Raw genomic sequence first — 2,532 nt, 5'->3', positions numbered from 1 at the left:
GTTGGGTGGGGGGTTGGCGCCGAGGGTGTTGCCGGGGTTGTTGCGGGGGTTGGCGGAGGGGTGGGATGGGGTGGGGGTGGTGTTGCGGGAGTGGGTGGTGGGGTTGGAGGGGGTGGGGGGTGTGGTGGGTGGGGTGGTGGGGGGTGAGGCGGGGCGGGTGTTGCGGGGTCGGTTGGTGGGGTTGGTGGGTGGGGTGGAGGGGTTGGTGGTGCTGGCGGGGCGGCAGGGGGCGGGGTTGCGGGAGTTGGCGTTGCAGGTGGAGCACGGGATGTATTCGTTGGTGATTGAGGTTGCGTATTTTGCGTCGTCGGTTGTGTGGGCGTTGGGGAGTCCGTTTACGGCGCCGTTGGTGCCGTCGTTGGTGGCGGCGGCGCGGGTGTCGGTGCTGGGGGTGGTGCGGTCGTTGCATCGGGTGGTGCGGGTGTTGGCGGAGGGGTTGGGGGAGGGGGTGGAGGAGGCGGTGGAGGAGATGTTGATGGATGTGCTGGCTCAGGTGGTTCAGGTGGGGGAGGGGAATCGGGGTGTGGTGGATGGGGAGTCGGTGGGGGTGTCTGGGGGGTTGGGTGGGTTGGCGGGTGTGGTGATGAGGGGGATGCATGTGGGGGTGGGGCGGTTTGCTCCGGGGGTGGTGGGGACGGCGGGGTTTCATGGGGGCAGTGAGGCGGTGGCGGAGTTGGTGGTGGGGGGTGTGGCGGCGGGGGTGTTCGGTGGTGGGGGTGATTTGTGGGCGGGGGTGGTGAATGGGTTGTTCAGTGGTGGGGTGGGGAAGAAGGCGGTGGATGCGGGGCTGGTTCTGCGGGGGTGGCGGGAGCGGGCCGGTGGTGGTGGTCACGGGCCGGGCGTGGGCGTGTTCGGCGGCAAGGGTGTGGTCGGCGGGTCCGGCGATCGCGGGCCTGGTGGTGGGCAGCCTGGTGGTGGGCAGCCTGGTGATCGGAAGCCTGGTGGTGCTGTCTCCGGTGATGGCGGGGACGGTGGTGCTGGTGCTGGTGCTGGTGCTGGTGCTGGTGGTGTTGGTGGTGTTGGTCGCGGTGGTGCTGGAGACGAGGCTGCTGCTGGTGTTGGTGTTGGTGTGGACGGCAGGACGGAGCTCGTGTTGGGTGATCGGCCGTCGGGTCCGGCCGGAGCCACTGCCACCACTGGCACTGCTGGTGTTGCTGGGGGTGGTGCCGCGGCAGGTGGTGCTCGTGGGCCGGTGGGTGTGGGTGTGGCGGGGGTGGGTTCCGTTGGTGGGGGTGCGGGGTTGCCGGTGCTGGAGGGGGCTGGTTCATCGGGGTCGGCGGGGGTGTCGCCGGTGGCGTTCTCGCCGCCGGTTCAGGTGCAGCCGGGCCCCGCCGGTCAGCCGGGCAGTGGTCAGCCGGGTAGCCCGGATGGTGTTGGTGGTCAGGCCGGTGTGGGGCAGGACGTCCGCGGTGGTGTTGGCGGTAACGCTGGTGGTGCGGCGGGGGTTTCGTCGCCGATGTCGGGTGTGGTGGCTGGTGGGGTGGCTGGTGTGTCTGCCGGGCTGGGCGTGCATGACTCCGCCGCAGGGCCACAGCGCGCAGAGTCGCAGCCTGGTGAGCTGGGTTCTGGTGGGCCGGGTTCTGGTGGGCGGAGTGGTGTGGTGGCGGGTGGTGTTCCTGCCGGTGGGGTGGATCCTGCCGGGGCGGGGCCGGTGGGTGCGGTGGGAGACGGCGATGGCGGGGGGAGGGCTGGTGAGGGCGAGTCGGGTGGGCAGGTGGTGGCCGGGCAGGGCCGGCCGGTGCGCTTGGCGGACACCGAGCCGCCGCGGTACACCGTTACGGATCCTGACGCGGGGATGCCGCCTCTGCCGGCCTATTTCGTGGACCACACGCTCCCGCCGTACACCGCCGCCGGCCTGGGTTCCGGCACCCAGGCAGGCACCCAGGCAGGCACCGCGGCGGGATCGGTGCCGGTGGCCGGTGCCGGGGTGGTGGCCGCGTCGGGCGTCAAGCCCGCCTGGTCTCCTGGTGGTGACCAGGGATCCGGATCACTGGTCGCTGAGGTTTCCGCGCCCGTAGGGTCCGTGGCCGGCCGGCCGGCCGCGGCTGCCGGGATCGCGGCTGTGGCCGGTGCGGAGCCGGTGGCCGGGAACACGACCGGGGGCAAGGAACAGGACGATCAGGCTGTCGCGGTGAGGCCGGCACAGCGGCGTGCGGGGCCGCCGCTGATTTCCGGGCTGGAGCAGGCCGGGCAGATCGATCGGCTGTGGAGCATGCTGTCGCCTGGTGAGGTGGAGGCGTTGCTCGGTGCAGGTCGCCGGATCGTCGGCCGGTACGTGAGCCGGCCTCCGTTGTTCATCGAGACACCTGATCAGGAGAACATCGACTACGACAACATCGTCCGGCTGGTGGCTCACCGCTACTACCAGCAGCGGTACGGCCTTCCCGAACACGCCGAGAGGCCGGAAGAGCTGGCCGCACGCCTGGCCCGGGAAACCGGCAGGCCCCTGATCGAACACGAGCGACAAGGACTGCCGGGCGGGGCTCCCCGGCCCGGTCGTGGTGTCCGGCGTGCGGGGGCGGGCGGTGTGGC

1 pseudogene is annotated in these 2,532 nt (G+C 71.6%); it reads left to right on the top strand.

Features of this window, described 5'->3' with window-relative positions:
• Positions 1-1,714: 1,714 nt before the first annotated feature.
• Positions 1,715-2,532: pseudogene (locus tag ABZV40_RS46355) on the top strand (hypothetical protein); the annotation flags it as partial.

The organism is Lentzea sp. NPDC004782 (genome assembly GCF_040609115.1).
Lineage (GTDB): Bacteria > Actinomycetota > Actinomycetes > Mycobacteriales > Pseudonocardiaceae > Lentzea.
This window is presented reverse-complemented; position numbering and strand designations above follow the sequence as displayed.